Genomic DNA, 18,927 nt, shown 5'->3' with positions numbered 1-18,927 from the left:
ATGTTGTATGAACGATCAGTCAGGAATGATCGTCCTTGCCGCCATTTCACGGTGAATTATAATAAAAACACTGATCCTTTCTATGCTTTGTTATATTTCAAAAAATATGTGCGTAATTGACAGTAACCCATACGGAAATGCGGTCACCCTCATAAACTGAAGGAGTAAAATGCCATTTTAGGGGGTTCCACGTCCATTGTTTAAACTTAAAGCGATATTTAAAAGCTGCACATCATGTAAACCTTCTAAACATACCCACCGCAAGCTGTTAACGTTTCGTTCAGGACAGTCTTATAGGCGATGCCTAAAGCAGCTTAAGGAATTAGGAGTCAATCCGTTCAAGACCGTTTCAAGCAGCCGAATTATCGGTTGCCATTTTCATAAGAGAACTTCATTGAAGGCGTTAGCGAAAAACCCTCACATTAAGCTAATTGAAAAAGACTTCAAAATCCGCGCTCACTGCTTAATACTTAAAAAGCCAATCGCATGTCAACGCCCCTCAACGCCATTATTGAACCATGCAAATAAGAGCGCTCTTGTTACGTGGAATATTAAGCGTATAAAAGCACCCGCCGCATGGACTATAACGAGAGGAAAATCAATAAAAGTCGCGATTATCGACACTGGAATAGCCGCTCATCCCAATTTGCGGTTAGCCGGAGGAAAAAACACGATCAATGGGCGCTCCTTCGCAGACGACAATGGACACGGCACTCATGTAGCAGGAATCATCGCAGCAATCGGCATAGCCGGCAAAATAACGGGTACCGCTCCAGCAGTGAAATTGTACGCAGTTAAAGCTCTCGATAAGAACGGTTCGGGGTTTGTTTCGGATATTATCGAAGGAATCAATTGGTGCATCAATAACCGGATGCATGTTATAAATATGAGCTTTGGCATCCTTGGCTCCCAGAGCAGCAATACGCTGCACAATACGATAAAGCGTGCAGCTAAGCAAGGGATTGTCATCGTAGCCTCGGCAGGTAACTCAGGGAGCTCAAGCGGAAAAATTGACGAGCCTGCTTCTTTTACTGAGACGATTGCTGTTGCCGCTTCTACTCGTTTGAATAAAATTGCCAGCTTCAGCAGCAGAGGCCGCGGGATCGGACTTTCAGCACCGGGCGTAAATATATTATCGACCTGGCTAAACGGCAAATATATAAAACTTTCCGGCACGAGTATGGCTGCGCCACATGTTTCAGGCGGAGCCGCTTTGCTGCTGGCTGGAAAACCGGGCTTAAGCCCGAACGCGGTAAAAACCAGGCTTCGAAACCGGGCGCTTAAGCTGAAAAATTACAGCTCGCTCGCACAGGGCGCAGGTCTGATGCAGCTTGATCGAATCTTTAAAGCCTGATAAAAATGCCAAAACGGCTTTGCCGTCCAGTTATGCTGGGCAGCCAAGCCGTTTAAGTTTGATTTTCAGTCGGTTTTGCGTTATCGTTTTTTTCTTTGCATCGATGGCAAATACCTTGAAAATCAAGGCGGTGGTCGATAACAAAAAATCCGTATTCCTGCTCAAGCCGTTCTTCTAATGGCAAAAGCCAGTCTTCCTTAATTTCATCCATTGTTCCACATTGCACGCATATTAAGTGATGGTGATGATGTTTGTTGCTGTCCGTACGCAGATCGTAACGCGCTACCCCATCGCCGAAATTCAATTTTTCGACAACATGCATTTCGCTTAGCAATTCCAATGTCCGATAAACCGTTGCAAGTCCGATTTCTGGGGCTTTATCCTTTACTAGCATAAATACATCTTCAGCGCTCAGGTGGTCGTCTTCATTCTCAAGTAAAACACGCACCGTTGCTTCGCGCTGCGGGGTTAATTTGTAGCCCTGCGACTGCAACTGTTGTTTGATCTTCTCAATCCGGGCTTCCATGAATTCCCCCCTACCGCATGACTGTGCCTATTTCAGGAAACGTTTCCTCTCATTATAGGTGCTAACCTGTCATAAAGTCAAACGTTTTGGTGTCAGTTTGTGGCGATCGCAGACGAAAGAAGAGGTGTAACCAAAGCGATTAGAGCAGGAGAAATAAAGGTTTCTAACAGCGCCGCACCAGCAAAAAGAATGAGCATCAGCACAGCGGTCGATGTATAAGAACCCAGCTGAGGGGCTAGCTCACCCTTCTGCCGGAGAAGCCTGTTTTTGATAACAAACATGGAGAACGAGATGGCAGCAGCGCTCATGATGATCATCGCCGGAACAGCGATTATATTTTGCGGCGCGATCGATACGAGAGAGAAGAGTACTCCCTTCCATGCATACTGATTAATGAGCGTCCCTACCGAAAATCCTACCAGAGCACCCTTCAAAAAATTAAGCGCAAGCACGCCTGGAATTCCGACAACCGTGATGCCGAGCAGCCACAATAGAAGCAGCCACTTGCTGTGAAAAAAAAACCGTTCCCAGAATGCATGCGCCTCTCCCGCGCCGATTTTCGCATTCATCAGCTGAACATATTGATTCACGTCCTGAGCCAGCTCCTGCTGCTGCTCAAGCGTAAGCGCATTAACCATTAACGCGCCGAATATAACGCCAACTACAAATAAAACCGATACAAATACATACAATGATAACTGATTTTTTGCCATAGTCACCAAACCTTTCACGATTGTGGAACCCACCCCTTTGTTGAAGGACTTCTCCAGAGCCCTCAAGGGCTTTTGAACGCTCAGAATACTCCCTAATCATGAAGACAATTTCCCAACCCCAACCCCTTAAAACCATTTACAACATTTTAAAGCTTTTCGAATCCTTAAGAAACGACCCAACTCTAAGTGCTTTTCGAACCCACCCAAACCCTCCCTTCCAAGGGAGGGCCCCAAGGGTTGCACCCTCTGGACCCTGCAATTGGAATAACGTAGGAGGCCTAGTTGCGGTATTGAGTGTAACGTCTGAGGTAGACCGCTTTCGTCCCTGCGGGATACGCTGGAAGTTTGACCACAAGGAGAGCTTAGATGTCGGTTAAGTGCATTTGTTTATGATGAATTTAGACATTCTAACATCAATATTTTTTATAGAGAGGTTGTCTTTCTAATGTATGAGGACGTTCATGGAGGTATGACGGGTATGTTGTGGGGGAAGGTCGGCTAGAGCCGACCTGTCAGGGTGTATAGTTTCCAAGCGTAGATGGCTAGTATCGTTTTTGCATCGCTTATGCGGCCTTCTTGTATGTAGGCTTCGGCTTGCTCAAGGGTGATCGCTTCGACCTTTAGATCTTCATCCTCATCGGGGTTTTGGACGCCTTGCTCGACCTTGTCGGTGAAGTAGATATACAGCTTCTCATCTGCGAATCCCGGTGAGGTATAGAAAGCGCTTAGGAGCTTAAGATCGTTCGAGCGGTAGCCTGTTTCCTCCTCCAGCTCGCGGGCAGCCGCGGTGAGCGGGTCTTCGCCAGGATCAAGCTTGCCCGCCGGAATTTCGATCTGAAATTTTTCAAGCGGCTTGCGGAATTGCTCGACTACAAGCAGTTTGCCATCCAATAGCGCCATGACTGCCGCCGCGCCGGGATGCTTTACTATTTCCCTTGTTGCGGTCCGGCCATCTGCCAGCGCAACCGTATCTACCTGCAGCGAAATCAATTTGCCTTCAAAAATCGGATCTGTCTTAATCGTTTCCTCACGCCATAACGCTGCTCGTTGTTGCTCTTCCAATCGTAATCGCTCCTTTAAATGTGTTTGCTTATCGTGAGCATAACTTGTCCTGCCCCTGCATAACTATCATTATATCAAAACGACAGGGGCGAATAATATGAAACAATATGTTGGGTTGAACCATTTACGTTTAGTAGGAAAAGGCTGGGAAATACGTCAACAGCTTCGCAAGCTGTCTGCCGCATCGCTATCTAGAACTCCAATGACCGAATATACAAACGTCATCAGCGTGCGCCGCGTTCCTTTGGAAAAAACGAATTAGTCCGGGCCTGTCAAGCAGACAAAAACCCTCCATCCGCGTTCAGCTAACGCTGAGCTCTAGGATTGAAGGGCTTTCTGTCATGTTACAGCTAGCAAATTCCGCAAGCTGCAATCATTTTCCATAAAATGATCAACCTTTGCTTACTCCGCAAAAGCAGCTTGTTTCATAATTTCTACAACGAGCTCGGTCGTTTTGACCAAATCCTCTACCTTAATCTGTTCCTTTGTCGTATGAATATGCTCATAACCGACAGCCAAATTTACGGTAGGGATTCCTAAGCCGTTAAAAATATTCGCGTCGCTGCCTCCGCCGGAGTGAAATGTACGCGGCGTTCGACCGATTGCTGCGATTGCTTTTTTCGCCAGCTGTACGACGGAATCCTCATCATCATACTGGTAGGCTGGATATATAATTTCGCTTTCCAGCTCGCCGCGTGCTCCAAACTCCTCTGCCGCACTCTCCACAGCTTTGCGCATCGCTTCGATTTGATTGTCCAGCTTATGCTGAACAATGCTTCTCGCTTCAGCATCCAGCTTTACGAAGTCACACACGATATTCGTAGCGCCGCCGCCCTCAAACCGGCCAATGTTTGCTGTCGTTTCATTATCGATGCGGCCAAGCCGCATTCTCGCGATCGCCTTCGCCGCAACCTGAATTGCACTTATGCCATCCTCCGGATTTACGCCTGCATGCGCCGACCGTCCATACATTTTGATTGTAACCTTAGCCTGCGTTGGCGCTGCCACCGCGATATCGCCAATTGCTCCGTTTGAATCCAGCGCATACCCGAACTTCGCCTCCAGCTTCGACGCGTCAAGCGCGCGTGCGCCTAAAAGACCCGACTCCTCGCCAACCGTGATGACAAATTGGATGCGGCCATGCGGAATGGACTGCTCCTTAACGACGCGTATGGCCTCAAATATAGCTGATATACCGGCCTTGTCATCGGCGCCGAGAATAGTCGTGCCATCGCTTCTTATGTATCCATCAGCGTCAAGCTGCGGTTTAATGCCCACGCCAGGCGTAACTGTATCCATATGACAGGTGAAAAAAATGGTCGGTGCTGCTGCGTCCGCACCCTCTGCTTCCCAAATCGCGAATAGGTTGCCTGCTCCATGGCCCGTCTTTGCCGCGGCATCATCCTCGCTAATTTGCAAACCAAGCGCTTCGAACTTTTGCTTAAGGACACGGCTTATTTCCTGCTCATGCTTCGTTTCGCTATCTACTCTCACCAATTCCATAAATTCATTAACTAGCCGTTCTTTTGCAATCATTAACGTTTCCTCCGTTCGTCACTTTCGTATACAATAGAGTAAATGACAAGCTCATAGACAGCCATGACGTTCCAAATCAAGAAAGGGGTTTTCCAAATGCGCAAACAGCGATTGATCCGGATTGTAGCTATTTTAGTCGTTACCGCACTGATTTTATCCACTTTGGTAGCTGGTCTTGGTTCGCTATTTCTTTACTAGATCCAACTCACATTTGAATTCTTTCACAAAATGAGGGAGCAATTGGTTCGCCGCTTCCTCAACCGATAGCTCGAGCCCGGTTAAATCATTGAATGAGGTTACGCCGAATTGTTGGATTCCGCAAGGGACGATTCCGCTAAACCCTTCTGCGGCTATCCCTGATTTGATATTTAGAGCAAAGCCGTGACTCGTAATAAAGCCCCGCCGCTGCCGGGCTTTATTAAATTTCACCCCGATGGCAGCAATCTTCTGGTCACCGACCCACACTCCTGTATATTCCGGCTTTCTTCCCGCTTCTATACCGTACTCGGCAAGCCAATTGATAATGACTTGCTCGAGACTGCGCAAATAAGCGTGTAAATCAAGGCCTTCAGCTTCCAAATAAAGCAGCGGATAACCAACCAGCTGACCGGGTCCGTGATAGGTAATATCCCCCCCGCGATCGATTTGGAACAAAGCAATGCCGCGCTCCTTAAGCTCTGCTTCATCTAGAAGCAAGTGCTCGGGATGTTTGTCAGAACCCATTGTATAGGTTGGCGGATGCTGAAGAAGGAGCAGCGACTGCTCGCGCTCCCCCTGATCAATTTGTTTTACGTATGCTTTTTGCAGCTCCCACGCCTGAGCGTAATCAAGCAAGCCGATATACTGGGCATCCAGCCGTCTTAAGACATTTGCGTTGTCCGCTTCAGCCATGATGGTGTTCCCCTTTTCTAATACAATTTGCTTTCGAGGTTAAAGCTCTCCAAATTATCCTTTACGCGCTGCAAGAAACGACCGCAAATGACGCCGTCCAAAATCCGGTGATCGAGCGACAGACATAAATTAGCCATCGAACGAACCGCAATCATGTCATTAATAACGACTGGACGCTTCACGATTGATTCAAATGTTAAAATGGCAGCTTGCGGGTAGTTAATGATCGGATATGACAAAATTGATCCGAAGGATCCTGTATTGTTGACGGTAAAGGTGCCCCCCTGCATATCAGACAGCGTCAGCTTTCCTTCTCTCGTCTTACGGGCGAGCTCCTCGATTTCTTTTGCCAATCCGGCAACGTTTTTGTGATCGGCATTTTTGATAACCGGAGTGAGCACGGAATCCTCCGTACCGACTGCAAGCGCGATGTTAATGTCCCGCTTGACGATTATTTTATCCACCGCCCACATGGAATTCATGATAGGCACGTCTTTGATCGCATTTACGACAGCTTTGAGCAGGAAAGCCAAATAAGTCAAATTAATGCCTTCGCGTTTCATGAAATCATCTTTAAGCTTATTCCGAAGCAGAACCAGATTCGTCACATCCACTTCAATCATCGTCCATGCATGTGGAATCTCACTCACGCTTTGCCTCATATTGCGGGCAATCGTATTGCGAATAGGCGTTACATCAATAAAGTTATCACCGCGGCCAAGCCCGGATGCGCCTTCAACCTCAATTTTGGGAAACCTCGGCGTTTCCGTCAAATGCATCCCCGAGGAACGCACCTGTGCCGCCGCATCTACCGTATTAGGCGCTTGCGCGGCTGCGTTACCGCTCGAAGTGATATTCGCTTTTCCGGCGCCGGCCGCAACATAAGCAAGTACGTCCTTACGTGTAATACGTCCGCCAAGCCCCGTTCCGGGAACATCGGTCAATCGGATTGCGTGCTCTGCCGCCAGCTGCTGCACGGCCGGCGAGAACCGGTTGCGCATCGGCGCGTCTTCCGAATCAAGTTCAGCTGCTGGCGATACGGAAACATTTCCGGCGTTTTCCGCCCCAGAATCCGCTGCCCCGCTTCCCGCATGATCTGCCGATCCTTCCGTCTCGATTATGCAAATCGGTGTGCCGACCGGAACGGTCTCACCCTTGCCGACTAAAATTTTGACAAGCTTGCCGGCCACAGTGGAAGGCAATTCCGCATTTACTTTATCCGTTATTATTTCACAGACAGGTTCATAAAGCTCAACCCAATCACCCGGCTGCTTCACCCATTTATCAATGGTGGCTGATACGAGCGATTCCGCAAGCTGCGGCACGACGATTTCCGTCATTGTTTTCATCATTCACATCTCCCTACTGGCCCAGCGTAAACGGATACCGCCGTCCTCTGGCGGCACAGCAAGCGTTCACGTTGACATATAAGCTTTGTATAAAAGCGTTGCTTATACTTTCTTATATTTTAATAAAGCGCAAGCTGCCGCATGGCTTCTTTCACTTTTTCTTTATTTAGCATAAAAAACTTCTCGCCCGGAGGATTGATCGGCATTGCCGGTACATCCGGCCCGCAAAGTCGCATAATTGGAGCATCCAGCTCATAAAGAAGCTCTTCTGCGATAATGGCTGATACTTCAGCGCCTACACCGCCCGTTTTATTATCCTCATGGACAATAAGCACCTTGCCTGTTTTTCGCACGGCTTCAAGAATGCCTTCTTTATCGAGCGGCTGAAGCGTCCGCAAGTCAAGGATATGCGTGTTGATCCCCTCGCCTGCAAGCTCTTCGGCTGCCTGCTCTACGAAATGAAGCGGAAGACTATAACCGATAACGGTAATGTCATCGCCCTCGCGAAGCACATTCGCTTTCCCGATCGGAACGATGTAATCATCATCGGGAACCTCGCCCTTAATGAGCTTATAGCATTTTTTATTTTCAAAATAAATGACCGGGTCCGGGTCGCGAACAGCGGCCTTCAGTAGTCCCTTCGCATCGTAAGCACGATATGGAGCGACAATTTTCAAACCGGGTGTGCCGAAAAACACAGATTCCGGACATTGCGAATGATACAGGCCGCCGAAAATACCGCCGCCGATGGGCGCGCGGATAACGAGCGGACACGTCCAATCATTGTTCGAGCGGTAACGGATTTTGGCTGCTTCGCTGATGATTTGATTGGTTGCCGGGAACATAAAATCGGAGTATTGCATTTCTGCGATCGGCTTCATGCCATACATCGCCGCACCGATTGCAACGCCTGCAATCGCAGATTCCGCAAGCGGCGTATCAAGCGCCCGATGCTCGCCGAATTGCTCCAGCAAACCTTTCGTTGTCGTGAACACGCCACCTTTGAGTCCAACGTCCTCACCCAGAACGAAGACGTCCTCATCACGTTCCATTTCTTCCTTCATCGCTTGGCGAATGGCATCAATATATTCGATTACTGCCATTATTCCCCACCCCCTTGCTCAGCATCATCCGCATATACGTGAAGCAATGTAGATTCCGGCGTCGGGAAAGGTGCTTTGTCGCCATATTCTGTAGCCTCGTCAAGCACCTTGCGAACGTTGACTTGAAGCTCCGCCTCAAGCTCCTCTGACCAAATGCCGCAATCGATCAGGTATTGCATATATTTAGGGATGCCGTCTTTCGCACGATTGAGATCAACCTCTTCCTTCGTACGATAGGCAAGATCGTTATCTGATGTAGAATGAGGCGAGATCCGGTACATAAGCGCTTCAATTAGTGTCGGGCCTTCTCCAGCAATTGCGCGCTCGCGCGCTTCCTTTACAACCCGGAACACTTCTAGAGCATCGTTGCCGTCAACCTGAAGTCCAGGGAAGCCATAGCCGAGCGCACGGTCAGCGACCGTTCCGGCAAGCTGCTTATGGACAGGTACGGAGATTGCATATTGATTATTTTCACACATAAAAATGACAGGAAGCTTATGCACTCCCGCAAAGTTGCAGCCTTCATGGAAGTCGCCCTGGTTGCTCGACCCTTCTCCAAACGTTACGAAGCTGACGAGCTGCTTTTTTTTCATTTTCGCAGCAAGCGCAATGCCTACCGCATGAGGAACCTGCGTAGTAACTGGACTTGAGCCCGTCACAATCCGCAGCTTCTTCGAGCCGAAATGGCCGGGCATTTGGCGTCCGCCTGAATTCGGGTCCTCCGCTTTCGCGAACACCGACAACAGTAAATCGCGCACCGTCATGCCTACCGAGAGTACTAAGCCATAATCCCGATAGTACGGTAAAAAATAATCGTTATCACGGTCAAGCGCAAAAGCTGCCGCAACCTGTGCCACCTCTTGGCCGACACCGGAAACGTGGAAGTTAATTTTACCGGCACGCTGTAGAAGCAGCATCCGCTCGTCAAACTTACGCGCAGTCACCATCGTTACATACATATCAATTGCTTGCTCATTGCTAAGCCCTAATTCCAAATGACGAACATTTTGCCCAGCAGATTGGGTCATAAATTGTTCCTCCTTTTTTTTGCGCTATTATAACCTGGTACTAAGACTTGATCATATACATTATAACTCCATTTGATCCAAAAAGAAAACAGTCATACTTAGAACGATATTGCTTTGCCGTCAACAGCCAGCATCGCTTCTCCCAGCGCCTCTGCAAGCGTAGGATGCGGATGGATCATTTGACCGACCTCCCATGGCGTTGCATTAAGAACCCCTGCCAGCGCTGCTTCAGAAATAAGATCTGTCGCATGAGCTCCGATCATATGGACACCGACGATGTCATTTGTTTTCCGGTCAGCAATCACCTTGACAAAGCCATCCTTCTCTCCTAACACGAGTGCCTTGCCAATCGCTTGAAACGGAATTTTCCCCGTCTTGATGTCATGCCCCTTCGCACGGGCTCCATCCTCCGTTAGACCGTAAGAAGCGATTTCCGGACGGGAATATATACATCTTGGAATCAAATGAGGCTGAATGGCATCCGGCTTCTCTCCGTTAATATGCTCCGCGGCGATTAATCCCTCATGTGCAGCAGCATGCGCGAGCTGAACACCGCCGGTAACATCGCCGATCGCATAAATATGCGGCTCGCTCGTTTGACCGAAACCATTCACTTCAATCGCGCCGTTAGTTGTGCGAATGTCAGTATTTTCAAGGCCGATCCCTTCTACATTCGGATTACGTCCGACGGAAATCAGCAGCTTCTCCGCAGTAAGCAATACGTCCCCTTCCGGTGTTGCTGCCACGATCGATACTTCTCCGTTTTCGCCTTTATACTGGTCAGTCTGAAGCTGAACGCCTGTCAGAACGCGTACCCCGCGCTTCTTCAGCACTCTGGCCAGCTCAGCGGAAACCTCCGTGTCTTCGCCTGGCAGCAAGCGTGAGCCCGCTTCCGCCAGCGTAACCTGAACGCCAAAATCCTGCAGCAGCGACGCCCATTCCACACCGATCACGCCTCCACCCACAATAATGATTGAGCCAGGCAGTTTGTCCATCACTAACGCTTCATCGCTAGACAAAATATATTCACCATCGGGAGTTAACCCCGGCAATAAACGAGGTCTTGAGCCAGTCGCGATAATCAGATTAGTCGATACGACAGACTCCATTTCCCCATCCGGAAGCTCGACCGCCAGCGACCCGCTCTTGGGCGAGAAAATCGAAGGACCGATCACTCTTCCTTTGCCTTGAATGATCTGTATCCCGTTTTTCTGCATTAATCCTTGAAGCCCGCGGTATAGCTGTTCTACCGTTTGGTCCTTCCGTTCTTGCACTTTATTGTAATCGAGTGAAATAGCGCCCTCTGCAACCTGAATGCCGTATGAGCTCGCTTCGAGCAAGGTTGAATATACTTCCGCACTGCGAAGCAGTGATTTACTTGGAATACAGCCTTTATGTAAACAAGTTCCTCCTAACTTGTCCATTTCAATAATCGCTACCTTTTTGCCTAGCTGAGCTGCTCGAATGGCTGCCGTATATCCGCCAGGTCCGCCTCCGAGTACAGCTACGTCCACCTGTATTGCCATAATCTAATTCCCTCCATAAATACTTTCAATATATGCTGGTAAAGCCTAATGTTCCGTGGCGTGGCTCCATCTTGCCCATCCGCATTGTAACATGACATACATCCTTATTGTACCTGTTTTTACCGGCGATAGCATCGTCCTTTCTGAAATGGACACGCTGCGTATAAAAAGGTATGATAGAGCTAACTGTATATTTTGACCGATAAGGAGAAACTGTTTTTATGAAATTAGTTACTGCGCGCTTTATTGCTATCCTCTTGCTAGTTATTCCAGGACTGCTGGCCTGCTTCGGCTTTCTCAAAATGAAAGATTCCGTATTCGTTTATTTCTCCGATTTCGGCAATGACGCCATTACGCCCGACTTTGATTGGTTGAAGTTTTTGCTCGGATTTATCATGTTCGCCGCAGGGGCTGGCTTTATCGCAGGCTGGACTTTTTTCCGGGACCGTAAACGGAATTATGTCGCACCCCGTTTCAAAGAAAAGCGCCCTCGCCCGCCGAAGCCGCAAAGCTAATATAAATATGTAGTACACAGCTCAATACACATACAAAACCGCAGTGTCCACGGGTCAAGATCGATCCAAGACCAGCGGTTTTTTTGCGCCTGCTTGCATGGAACCTGAAGCTACTCCACGTACTCAAGCATTTGCATGTACGCCTTCGGCACCATATAGGAAGCAGCCAGCTCCGTCTTGTCGGACATCAGAAACATTCTGACGAGAGAGCTGCTCGTTTGCATGTAATGTGTATAAGGAGATAAGTAGATCGTATCAGCCATCGTTGTATTGCGGATATATTGCTCTAGCTGCAGCTCATATTCGAGATCGGTTGCATTTCGAATCCCCCGTATGACAACATTAATGTTATGCTCGTTGATATAATCAGCTACGATGCCTTCATAGGGTATAATTTGAATTTTTTCATCCTGCGGTACGGATAAAGCAACGAGCTCCGTTCGTTGTTCAATCGTAAAATAATGCTTCTTCGATCGGTTATTAGCGACGATAATATGAACCTCGGTAAACAATTGGAACGCTCTCTCAATAACGGATACGTGACCGAGCGTAATCGGGTCAAAGCTGCCTGCGTAAACCGCTTTCATCCTATCACCTCAAATCATTCGTTTACAATGCGATGATTTTTTCTAAATAAGATTACAAATTACACTATTTTATTTTATTATGCCGAAATACAACTGTACTATGATTAGAGCAACAAAAGAAAATGAGGTGCAGTCATGAAAATCGTATTCGACGTTACCGTCGACGGGAAGGTAAAAGAAACGATTCAACCGCAAAGTCAGCGCTTAATAGAAATACATAGCTATATCAAAGCAGAATCGTCGGGTTTAATCAAGAAATATGGCAGCAATGTTTATTTAAACCGAAGAGTCGTTTACAATTGAGGCATCCTATGATGGCCTTTTTTTGTTTCAGATGCAAAAAACCGCCTTCATTGGTTATGGATACCCAATAAACAGCGGTTGTAAGCAGCAGCGTTTCTAAAAATGTGAAACGGTTTCAAAACGCGACTCTCGGAATTTACGGGCATGTTACCATCCCCTCCATTCCTCACAAAGCTCCCATCTAGCTTACCTTATGCTCAATCCGCAGCTTGTCTGCGACCATCGCAATAAATTCACTATTCGTTGGCTTTGACTTGCTGATGTTGATGGTGTAGCCGAACAAGTGGCTAATGCTGTCAATGTTGCCGCGTGTCCAGGCGACTTCAATCGCGTGCCGGATCGCGCGTTCAACGCGGGACGGCGTTGTTTTGAATTTTTCGGCAATAGCCGGGTAAAGCGTTTTTGTGATCGCGCCAAGAATTTCGATATTGTTGTAAACCATCGTGATCGCTTCTCGCAAGTACTGATACCCTTTAATATGAGCAGGCACTCCGATTTCATGAATGATGCTCGTGATGTTAGCATCCAGATTTTTTCCTTTAGCAATTGGCACGACGTTGGATTTCAAGGAGGAAGAGCTCGTTGAAAAGCTTCCCGTCGACGAATACGTTGGGTTACCAACAAGCTGACGGATACGATTTGCTAAAATATCCATGTCGAACGGCTTCAAAATGTAGTAGGAAGCGCCAAGCTGCACCGCTTTTTGGGTAATGTTTTCTTGACCAAAGGCTGTCAGCATAATGATTTTCGGCATCGGGGACATGTTGATTTCTTTCAAACGCTCAAGAACGCCCAATCCGTCTAAATGCGGCATAATAATATCAAGAATAAGCACATCAGGAACTTTTCTTGTTTCCTCCAAATGTCTTAAGACCTCTTCTCCATTGTACGCAACTCCACTCACACTCATATCACTTTGTTCGGATATGTACTCCGATAACAGGTTAGTAAATTCACGGTTGTCGTCTGCTAATAATACTTCGATCTTATGCAAGTTGTGGTCCTCCCTTAAATGATATTCATGATATCGCTCACTTGTTGTCTTCTTAAAGTTTTCGACACGTGGAGTTGAATTCCTTCTGTCGAAAATTATTTTTCTTTATTTTTTTAAGTTGATTCGATATAATTAAAAATTTATTACATGTAACGATTATCTTCGCTCTTCTTCGACAAAATTCTTTGCTTATTATATGCATCACGCGGTTTTTAGATAACCGGCAAAAAATAAAAAAAAACGTCTGCCATGGCTCCATAAAGCCCAAGCAGACGTCTCGCATTAAATTGCAACCATTACGCAGCCTCGCCAATTCGACCGTTAGCCGACTTCAATAATACGCCTGCATCCTGCAGCATCCACTCGATAAAACAGCCATACCCTGAGGACGGATCATTCACAAACACATGAGTAACGGCACCAACCAACTTGCCATCCTGTATAATCGGACTGCCCGACATACCTTGAACGATACCGCCGGTTTTGCTTAACAGACGCTTGTCCGTAATTTTAATGACCATACCTTTAGTGGCTGGACCGGTTTGCTTTGATACATGGACAACTTCGATATCAAAGCGCTCAACCTTTTGTCCATTTACAACAGTCAAAATTTGCGCTGGCCCTTCTTTGACATCTTCGGCAAAGGCTACGGGCACTGTTTTTGCACTGTAGCTGTGCGTTGGCACTTCATTCATTTTGCCGAAAATGCCAAACGGAGTATTACGTTCAACATTGCCTAATATTTTGCTCTCTTTTACAAAATGCGCTCTTTTTTCTCCCGGCTCGCCATTTTGGCTCTTGTTAATGGACGTGACGCTCGATTGTAATATTTGACCTTCGCCTACATCTATCGGCGTTTGTGTATCCATATCGGTTATAACATGTCCGAGTGCCCCATATACGCCTTGATCGGGAGCATAAAATGTTAATGTTCCTACCCCAGCTGCTGAATCACGAATGTATAAGCCTAACCGCCAAGCCTTATCTTCTGCATCAAATACAGGGCTTAGCCGAGTAATGCTTAATTGTCCGTCACGCTTATAGGTAACTTCAAGCGGCTTCTTGTCATTACCAGCCCTCTCGCTTAGCTCTGCAACTCTGTGTACTTGATTGATGCTTGTGCCGTTGATCTTAACAATCAAATCGCCCAGCCGAAGTCCTGCAGCCTCTCCAGGCGATTGCTTCATGCCATCACTGCCAGCGACCTGATGATGACCCACAACTAAAATGCCGGATGATTTGACTTTGACTCCAATTGTTTGCCCACCGGGTATCACTCGTAAATCAGGCACTACATTTACTTTTACAGTCTTAAATGGAATTTTACCAAATAATTTCACTTTCATTTTGGTTTGACCGCTTTGATTCGGCTGAAGTGACAGTGTTTCATTCAAATTTACGGATAAAGAATGACTGGTTGATCCGTTAATCTGAAGCATCTGAGGGTCGACCGTTACTTCTGCATGAACGGGTACTCCGTATTGTAATCGTTTCAGCTGCCCAGAGAATAAACGAAGTTCATTCGGAATTGCGGCAAAATGTTGAAACGGGGTGGAGATTCCGATCATGCAAATGAAGAAAACGAGAACTAGGCCAAACCATCGCTTCCTTTGATTGGAGTTCAATGATTTCACGCTCCCTGTAATTCCATCGCATGACGTTAAAGGCTATATCGCCATTGGCGTACCTTTAAGTTACCCTCACCCTGTTGTTTTATGTCCGCAAAAACATTCCCTAATTGGCTTCCATTACGCTCCCTTCTGTCGATGAGCCAAATCAAGCATTTCTTGTGCATGATGTCGAGTTTTTTCAGTTACCTCTACACCGCCAAGCATGCGAGCCAGCTCTTCAATACGCATTGTACCGATCAATTCCGTTACCGAAGTAGAGGTTCGGTCCTCAATGACCTGCTTCCGTATTTCATAATGGTGGTCTGCCATGCATGCTACTTGAGGTAAATGAGTAATCGAGAACACCTGGCACTTCATTGCGAGCTGCGACATCTTCTCTGCGATGGCTTGCGCCGCCCGGCCGCTTACGCCCGTATCAACCTCATCAAATATAAGGACAGGAACTTGATCGATCTCTGCAAAAATGCTCTTTAGGGCAAGCATAATGCGTGACATTTCTCCACCGGATGCAATTTTGCTTAGCGGCTTCAAAGGTTCACCCGGATTTGTTGACAGCATAAAAATCGCTTCATCCATTCCATTAATGTGCAGCCGAATTTGCTTCGGCTCTCCTGACCCGTCAAAGGTCGTATCGATTTGCACACGAAACTTAGCGGATGGCATTTGAAGCTGTCCTAGCTCGTTCTCGATTGCTTCAGACAGCTTCGCAGCCGCATGCTCGCGAAGCTGAGATAATTCTTGAGCTAAAACCAATGCTTGATTATACTGCCTTATTTCTTCTAATCGAAGCTCCTCAAGCAGCTGATCGCGATTTTCGATTTTGTCACGGTCAATAATTGTACGATCTAAATATGCTAATATATCAGGTATCGTTTCCCCGTATTTCCGCTTCAAACCATTTATTAAATCAAGTCTGTCCTCCACCTGCGACAGCTGGTCGGGATCAGATTCTATACCATCACGATAATCGCGCAGCTGGAAAGCTGCATCCTCCGCTTGATAAAAGGCAGATTGAAGCTGCTCCAGTAACGGGCTTAATTTCACTGCATCATAGGTCTGAATATCAATCAGCTTCGCAACCGCTTTGCTAACCATATCGAGACCTTTGCCTCCGTATAACAGCGAGTATGCCTCAGACACCCCATCCATTCTTTTCCCCGCATACAGTAGCTTGCGCCGCTGTTCGGCAAGTAATTCATCTTCCATAGGCTTAAGCTGGGCATTCGTAATTTCTTCAATCTGAAAACGATACAAATCGAGCATCTGAACGTTTTGTCTCGTTGAATTTTCCAGCTCTCGCAGCGATGCTCTGGTTTGCTGCAGCTCTTTAAATACGTTTCTGTAATTTTGCTTTCGTTCGATTAACAAATCGCCTGCGAACATATCTAACCATTCCAAATGCTGATCTGTTCGAAGCAATGATTGATGTTCATGCTGACCATGAATATTAACTAAGTATTCACCAATTTCCCGAAGCATCGTCATCGTAACGAGTTGACCGTTTACACGGCTGTTGCTCTTGCCATGTGACGAAAGCTCGCGCCTGATGACCAGCATCTCCTCGCAGGAGGCATGTACACCGAGCTTATTTAACACAACCCAAACAGGATGGCTGCCAGGGAGATCAAACAACGCCTCCATCTCGGCTTTTTCACATCCATACCGTACCATGTCTGCGGAGCCTCTACCGCCAGCCAGCAAGCTTAGCGCATCAATTAGAATCGATTTGCCTGCCCCTGTTTCACCTGTTAACACATGAAATCCATGATGAAATGTAACGTTCACTTCTTCAATTACCGCTAAATTTCTTATAGATAACTCACGCAGCATGGTTTAATTTCCCCCTCGTTTTAGTTCAATAGTTCAAGCAAGCGTTCCACAACTTCTCCACTCTGCGTCTTGGTGCGACAGATCATCAAGATCGTATCATCCCCGCAGATTGTACCCATAACCTCTGGCCATTCCATATTATCGACCAAAGCTCCAATTGCATTTGCCGTTCCCGGCAGACACTTCATGACAACAAGGTTATCAGTGAAATCAATATGCACAAAATGATCAAGCAGCGCACGCTTTAGCTTATGGATCGGATTTTGGCGCTGATGCTCCTGCGGAATAGAATATTTGTATTTCCCTTCACCTGCCGGCACCTTAATAAGCATCAATTCCTTCATATCGCGCGATACGGTTGCCTGAGTTACCTGCATGCCGGTTGCGCGCAGCGCTTCCACAAGCTCCTCCTGTGTCTCAATCATACGGTTTGTAATAATTTCCTTGATTCGATATTGGCGAATCCCCTTCATAAAAAAACCTCCATGATTTATTGGTCTGAGATGTGAAACGTTATTTTGCGGATGACTTTCTCCTTCGCGTCAACGAACAATATGCCGTCGCATTCGGGCAATAGCAGCGAATAAACAAGCAAACGGTCCCTAACTCCACTAGCCGTCCATTCCATCGGCATCCGATCACGTGCAGTCTTGACGATATACGTACAATGATCCATTTCCGCTATATAATCAATATATAACCGACTTCCTCTTCCAAGCGGCACATCATCCAGCTTGATTGGAATCGGAACTAAATGCTTTCCTGAGCTTACCTCATATCCAGCTTGCTCAAGCAATAAAATGTTCTCATCATCTTCCGTGAGCACGCCGCCTTTACCAAGCTTAAGACGCTTGACGCTTGCAGGCTCGTGCAGCCAGCGGTGAAATACTCTGAACAGCCAAACTACAGCCAAACAACCGGCAAAAAGCATAATAAACCAATCACCGTATGTGCCCATCAGCATCCCCCATTCGCAAATGGATTGTTTACTTAATCGTTCGCTATGCTGGGGGCATTCTCCTGTATATCTACTATACCGAACATTTGTTTGGTTTCTATAGTTTAACAAATCAAGTTGGCTGCTGTAAAGTAAAAAAGATGCCGGGCAGCTATGACTCTGCTCGACACCTTCCTGGTTTCTTCATCTTATTTGTTTGTAGTAAAGGTTTCGTTCGCTTGCTTTACCAATTCCGTTAACGCAGCATCATCAGGAATTACAGCGCTCGGCTCAGCGGACCATGTCCAATAGGCCAAAAATTCAATATTTCCCTCTCCTCCCGTAATAGGAGAAAACGTAATATCCTGCAAGCTATAACCCAGCTTTGCTGCCGCAGTCAGAACTGTCCGCAGCACATCCCTATGCACAGCGGAGTCACGAACGACACCTGATTTACCTACCTTCTCGCGTCCTGCTTCGAATTGCGGCTTTATTAATGCGACAATCCCGGAGCCAACCGATAACAAGGTGGATAAAGCAGGTAAAATGAGCTTCAACGATATGAAGGATACGTCGATTGAAGCAAACGTAGGAGGCGGTCCGACCAGATCAGCAGGCTCTGTATAGCGAAAGTTGGTACGCTCCATGACATTTACCCGTTCATCCTGTCTAAGCGACCAATCAAGCTGATTGTAGCCAACATCGATAGCATATACATATGATGCGCCGTTCTGAAGAGCGCAATCCGTAAATCCGCCTGTCGATGCGCCTATATCGAGCATGACGCGTCCGTTCAAATCGATACCGAACTTCCGAATCGCCTTCTCCAGCTTCAATCCGCCACGGCTGACGTAAGGATGCAGAGCACCCTTTACCTTAATATCTGCCGTACGCGCCACTTTCATTCCGCTTTTGTCGACAGGCTCGTCATTTACAAGCACGAGCCCGGCCATTAAAGCCGCTTTCGCTTTTTCCCTGCTTTCATAAAAGCCGCGCTCCACCAGAAGCACATCTATCCGTTCTTTCGCTGTAGTTGTCATCT

The 18,927-nt window shown here is 47.1% G+C and carries 20 protein-coding genes; 4 read left to right on the top strand and 16 right to left on the bottom strand.

The annotated features are described in order from the left end of the window. The first annotated feature begins 394 nt into the window (after nucleotides 1-394). Nucleotides 395-1,354 (top strand): S8 family peptidase, encoded by a 960-nt coding sequence (locus tag ASG81_RS00955; protein ID WP_056627763.1) that lies wholly within the window; start codon nucleotides 395-397, stop codon nucleotides 1,352-1,354. 52 nt (nucleotides 1,355-1,406) lie between these two features. Here ASG81_RS00955 and fur read toward each other — a convergent pair whose 3' ends face one another. The 3 genes from fur to ASG81_RS00940 form a co-directional block, all read right to left on the bottom strand. Then, nucleotides 1,407-1,880 carry a ferric iron uptake transcriptional regulator gene (gene fur, locus ASG81_RS00950; RefSeq protein WP_056627761.1) on the bottom strand — a complete coding sequence of 158 codons (474 nt, stop codon included), beginning with the start codon at nucleotides 1,878-1,880 and terminating at the stop codon, nucleotides 1,407-1,409. Nucleotides 1,881-1,972: 92 nt separating this feature from the next. Next, a complete protein-coding gene (gene spoIIM / locus ASG81_RS00945; protein WP_056627758.1) occupies nucleotides 1,973-2,593 on the bottom strand; it encodes a stage II sporulation protein M in 621 nt (206 codons plus the stop codon). A 498-nt stretch (nucleotides 2,594-3,091) separates the two neighbouring features. Continuing rightward, nucleotides 3,092-3,655: an NUDIX hydrolase gene (locus ASG81_RS00940; RefSeq protein WP_056627754.1), complete on the bottom strand. Its 564-nt coding sequence runs from the start codon at nucleotides 3,653-3,655 to the stop codon at nucleotides 3,092-3,094. 97 nt (nucleotides 3,656-3,752) lie between these two features. On the opposite strand from ASG81_RS00940, the gene mciZ reads away from it, so the two are divergent. Next, a complete protein-coding gene (mciZ, locus tag ASG81_RS29530) occupies nucleotides 3,753-3,917 on the top strand; it encodes a Z-ring formation inhibitor MciZ (protein ID WP_081417046.1) in 165 nt (54 codons plus the stop codon). A gap of 140 nt (nucleotides 3,918-4,057) precedes the next feature. Here the strand turns inward: mciZ and ASG81_RS00935 are convergent, their stop codons facing one another. The 6 genes from ASG81_RS00935 to lpdA all read right to left on the bottom strand — a co-directional run bounded on the left by ASG81_RS00935 (nucleotide 4,058) and on the right by lpdA (nucleotide 11,088). Then, nucleotides 4,058-5,191, bottom strand: coding sequence for a M20/M25/M40 family metallo-hydrolase (locus ASG81_RS00935; RefSeq protein WP_056627751.1), 1,134 nt, complete (start codon nucleotides 5,189-5,191; stop codon nucleotides 4,058-4,060). A 183-nt stretch (nucleotides 5,192-5,374) separates the two neighbouring features. After that, nucleotides 5,375-6,082, bottom strand: a complete 708-nt coding sequence (lipB, locus tag ASG81_RS00930; protein ID WP_056627748.1) for a lipoyl(octanoyl) transferase LipB — start codon at nucleotides 6,080-6,082, stop codon at nucleotides 5,375-5,377. A gap of 17 nt (nucleotides 6,083-6,099) precedes the next feature. Continuing rightward, entirely contained in the window at nucleotides 6,100-7,431 is a 1,332-nt protein-coding gene (locus tag ASG81_RS00925; protein WP_056627746.1) for a dihydrolipoamide acetyltransferase family protein, read from the bottom strand. Between the two features lie 119 nt (nucleotides 7,432-7,550). Beyond that, entirely contained in the window at nucleotides 7,551-8,534 is a 984-nt protein-coding gene (locus ASG81_RS00920; RefSeq protein WP_056627744.1) for an alpha-ketoacid dehydrogenase subunit beta, read from the bottom strand. Continuing rightward, entirely contained in the window at nucleotides 8,534-9,562 is a 1,029-nt protein-coding gene (locus ASG81_RS00915) for a thiamine pyrophosphate-dependent dehydrogenase E1 component subunit alpha (RefSeq protein WP_056627741.1), read from the bottom strand. The genes ASG81_RS00920 and ASG81_RS00915 overlap by 1 nt, the downstream gene beginning before the upstream one ends. Before the next feature lie 98 nt (nucleotides 9,563-9,660). Further along, nucleotides 9,661-11,088: a dihydrolipoyl dehydrogenase gene (gene lpdA / locus ASG81_RS00910; RefSeq protein WP_056627738.1), complete on the bottom strand. Its 1,428-nt coding sequence runs from the start codon at nucleotides 11,086-11,088 to the stop codon at nucleotides 9,661-9,663. A gap of 221 nt (nucleotides 11,089-11,309) precedes the next feature. On the opposite strand from lpdA, the gene ASG81_RS00905 reads away from it, so the two are divergent. Further along, entirely contained in the window at nucleotides 11,310-11,603 is a 294-nt protein-coding gene (locus ASG81_RS00905) for a DUF2627 domain-containing protein (RefSeq protein ID WP_056627735.1), read from the top strand. A 110-nt stretch (nucleotides 11,604-11,713) separates the two neighbouring features. Here ASG81_RS00905 and coaD read toward each other — a convergent pair whose 3' ends face one another. After that, a complete protein-coding gene (gene coaD, locus ASG81_RS00900) occupies nucleotides 11,714-12,190 on the bottom strand; it encodes a pantetheine-phosphate adenylyltransferase (RefSeq protein WP_056627732.1) in 477 nt (158 codons plus the stop codon). A gap of 135 nt (nucleotides 12,191-12,325) precedes the next feature. Between coaD and ASG81_RS30520 the strand changes: the two genes are divergently transcribed. Beyond that, a complete protein-coding gene (locus tag ASG81_RS30520) occupies nucleotides 12,326-12,493 on the top strand; it encodes a mechanosensitive ion channel protein MscL (RefSeq protein ID WP_155971054.1) in 168 nt (55 codons plus the stop codon). A gap of 181 nt (nucleotides 12,494-12,674) precedes the next feature. Here ASG81_RS30520 and spo0A read toward each other — a convergent pair whose 3' ends face one another. The 6 genes from spo0A to ASG81_RS00870 form a co-directional block, all read right to left on the bottom strand. Then, nucleotides 12,675-13,487 (bottom strand): sporulation transcription factor Spo0A, encoded by an 813-nt coding sequence (gene spo0A / locus ASG81_RS00895; RefSeq protein WP_056627729.1) that lies wholly within the window; start codon nucleotides 13,485-13,487, stop codon nucleotides 12,675-12,677. 296 nt (nucleotides 13,488-13,783) lie between these two features. After that, nucleotides 13,784-15,112, bottom strand: a complete 1,329-nt coding sequence (spoIVB, locus tag ASG81_RS00890; protein WP_056627727.1) for a SpoIVB peptidase — start codon at nucleotides 15,110-15,112, stop codon at nucleotides 13,784-13,786. A gap of 123 nt (nucleotides 15,113-15,235) precedes the next feature. Continuing rightward, nucleotides 15,236-16,948: a DNA repair protein RecN gene (gene recN / locus ASG81_RS00885; protein ID WP_056627723.1), complete on the bottom strand. Its 1,713-nt coding sequence runs from the start codon at nucleotides 16,946-16,948 to the stop codon at nucleotides 15,236-15,238. A 20-nt stretch (nucleotides 16,949-16,968) separates the two neighbouring features. After that, entirely contained in the window at nucleotides 16,969-17,421 is a 453-nt protein-coding gene (gene ahrC, locus ASG81_RS00880; protein ID WP_056627719.1) for a transcriptional regulator AhrC/ArgR, read from the bottom strand. Between the two features lie 17 nt (nucleotides 17,422-17,438). Next, nucleotides 17,439-17,906 (bottom strand): hypothetical protein, encoded by a 468-nt coding sequence (locus ASG81_RS00875; RefSeq protein WP_056627716.1) that lies wholly within the window; start codon nucleotides 17,904-17,906, stop codon nucleotides 17,439-17,441. A gap of 188 nt (nucleotides 17,907-18,094) precedes the next feature. Beyond that, nucleotides 18,095-18,925, bottom strand: coding sequence for a TlyA family RNA methyltransferase (locus ASG81_RS00870; protein WP_056627713.1), 831 nt, complete (start codon nucleotides 18,923-18,925; stop codon nucleotides 18,095-18,097). Between the last annotated feature and the right edge of the window lie 2 nt (nucleotides 18,926-18,927).

The sequence above is a fragment of the Paenibacillus sp. Soil522 genome, from assembly GCF_001428245.1.
Taxonomy (GTDB): Bacteria; Bacillota; Bacilli; order Paenibacillales; family Paenibacillaceae; genus Pristimantibacillus.
The sequence above is the reverse complement of the archived record's forward strand: the minus strand, read 5'-3'. Positions and strand labels throughout refer to the sequence as shown.

What these genes read in the sequence shown, in the direction of transcription:
- fur (WP_056627761.1), bottom strand. Translation starts at nt 1,880, where the DNA reads ATGGAAGCCCGGATTGAGAAGATCAAACAACAGTTGCAGTCGCAGGGC.
- ASG81_RS00870 (WP_056627713.1), bottom strand. Translation starts at nt 18,925, where the DNA reads ATGACAACTACAGCGAAAGAACGGATAGATGTGCTTCTGGTGGAGCGC.
- ASG81_RS00925 (WP_056627746.1), bottom strand. Translation starts at nt 7,431, where the DNA reads ATGAAAACAATGACGGAAATCGTCGTGCCGCAGCTTGCGGAATCGCTC.
- ASG81_RS00905 (WP_056627735.1), top strand. Translation starts at nt 11,310, where the DNA reads ATGAAATTAGTTACTGCGCGCTTTATTGCTATCCTCTTGCTAGTTATT.
- coaD (WP_056627732.1), bottom strand. Translation starts at nt 12,190, where the DNA reads ATGAAAGCGGTTTACGCAGGCAGCTTTGACCCGATTACGCTCGGTCAC.
- ASG81_RS00920 (WP_056627744.1), bottom strand. Translation starts at nt 8,534, where the DNA reads ATGGCAGTAATCGAATATATTGATGCCATTCGCCAAGCGATGAAGGAA.
- recN (WP_056627723.1), bottom strand. Translation starts at nt 16,948, where the DNA reads ATGCTGCGTGAGTTATCTATAAGAAATTTAGCGGTAATTGAAGAAGTG.
- ASG81_RS30520 (WP_155971054.1), top strand. Translation starts at nt 12,326, where the DNA reads ATGAAAATCGTATTCGACGTTACCGTCGACGGGAAGGTAAAAGAAACG.
- ASG81_RS00875 (WP_056627716.1), bottom strand. Translation starts at nt 17,906, where the DNA reads ATGGGCACATACGGTGATTGGTTTATTATGCTTTTTGCCGGTTGTTTG.
- ahrC (WP_056627719.1), bottom strand. Translation starts at nt 17,421, where the DNA reads ATGAAGGGGATTCGCCAATATCGAATCAAGGAAATTATTACAAACCGT.
- lipB (WP_056627748.1), bottom strand. Translation starts at nt 6,082, where the DNA reads ATGGCTGAAGCGGACAACGCAAATGTCTTAAGACGGCTGGATGCCCAG.
- ASG81_RS00935 (WP_056627751.1), bottom strand. Translation starts at nt 5,191, where the DNA reads ATGATTGCAAAAGAACGGCTAGTTAATGAATTTATGGAATTGGTGAGA.
- mciZ (WP_081417046.1), top strand. Translation starts at nt 3,753, where the DNA reads ATGAAACAATATGTTGGGTTGAACCATTTACGTTTAGTAGGAAAAGGC.
- ASG81_RS00915 (WP_056627741.1), bottom strand. Translation starts at nt 9,562, where the DNA reads ATGACCCAATCTGCTGGGCAAAATGTTCGTCATTTGGAATTAGGGCTT.
- lpdA (WP_056627738.1), bottom strand. Translation starts at nt 11,088, where the DNA reads ATGGCAATACAGGTGGACGTAGCTGTACTCGGAGGCGGACCTGGCGGA.
- spoIIM (WP_056627758.1), bottom strand. Translation starts at nt 2,593, where the DNA reads ATGGCAAAAAATCAGTTATCATTGTATGTATTTGTATCGGTTTTATTT.